The 1,257-nt window shown below is 49.3% G+C and carries 1 pseudogene; it reads left to right on the top strand.

Features of this window, described 5'->3' with window-relative positions:
- Positions 1-1,257: pseudogene (locus L0660_RS26005) on the top strand (T9SS C-terminal target domain-containing protein); the annotation flags it as partial.

Genomic DNA, 1,257 nt, shown 5'->3' with positions numbered 1-1,257 from the left:
CAGTTTACGGGACAGTAATAGCCAACCAGTACCGGGCAGACCTGAAAGACCAGGGTAAGGGGACAGGCAACTATGGCTTTACGATACCAATCCCTGCTGGTCTTAAAGACGGCGCGACCCATACATTAAATGTCAGGGTGAAAGGCAAATCCTATATTGTACCGACTGCTGCGCCTCGGACTTTAATGTGCCCTGCCAATGAGTATGCCGGTAACTTTGATATAGTTGACTGCAACAGTGCGCGTGGTTGGGTTTGGGACAAGAACAATTCCGGTGCTGCGCTGACCATAGAGCTTTATGAAGGTGCTACGGTGTATGCGACTGGGGTGGCCAACATTTACAAGGAAACATTAAAGAATGAAGGCAAAGGAACGGGTAACTATGGTTTCAGCTTGCCTATCCCTGCTAGCCTGAGGGACGGGAAAGCGCATTCATTAAGTATCCGTGTTAAAGGGACAACCTATTCAGTAACCTCATCACCTAGAAGTTTGACCTGCGGATCGAATGCTTACGAGGGGAGCTTTTTTGCAGTGGATTGTAGCAGTGCCCGCGGGTGGGTCTGGGACAAGAACAATGCAGATTCAACAATGACTGTTGAGCTTTACGAAGGCAGCACAGTTTACGGGACAGTAATAGCCAACCAGTACCGTGCAGACCTGAAAGACCAGGGTAAGGGGACAGGCAACTATGGCTTTACGATACCAATCCCTGCTGGACTAAAAGACGGCGCGACCCATACATTGAATGTCAGGGTGAAAGGCAAATCCTATATTGTGCCGACTGCTGCGCCTCGGACTTTGATGTGCCCAGCCAATGTGTATGCTGGTAACTTTGACATAGTTGACTGCAACAGCGCGCGTGGTTGGGTTTGGGACAAGAACAATTCCGGTGCTGCGCTGACCATAGAGCTTTATGAAGGTGCTACGGTGTATGCGACTGGGGTGGCCAACATTTACAAGGAAACATTAAAGAATGAAGGCAAAGGAACGGGTAACTATGGTTTCAGCTTGCCTATCCCTGCTAGCCTGAGAGACGGGAAAGCGCATTCATTAAGTATTCGCGTAAAAGGGACAACCTATTCAGTAACCTCATCACCTAGAAGTTTGACCTGCGGATCGAATGCTTACGAGGGGAGCTTTTTTGCAGTGGATTGCAGCAGTGCCCGCGGATGGGTCTGGGACAAGAACAATGCAGATTCAACAATGACTGTTGAGCTCTACGAAGGCAGCACAGTTTACGGGACAGTGATAGCCAATC

This window comes from Dyadobacter sp. CY351, assembly GCF_021502625.1.
Classification (GTDB): domain Bacteria; phylum Bacteroidota; class Bacteroidia; order Cytophagales; family Spirosomataceae; genus Dyadobacter; species Dyadobacter chenhuakuii.
The sequence above is the reverse complement of the archived record's forward strand: the minus strand, read 5'-3'. Positions and strand labels throughout refer to the sequence as shown.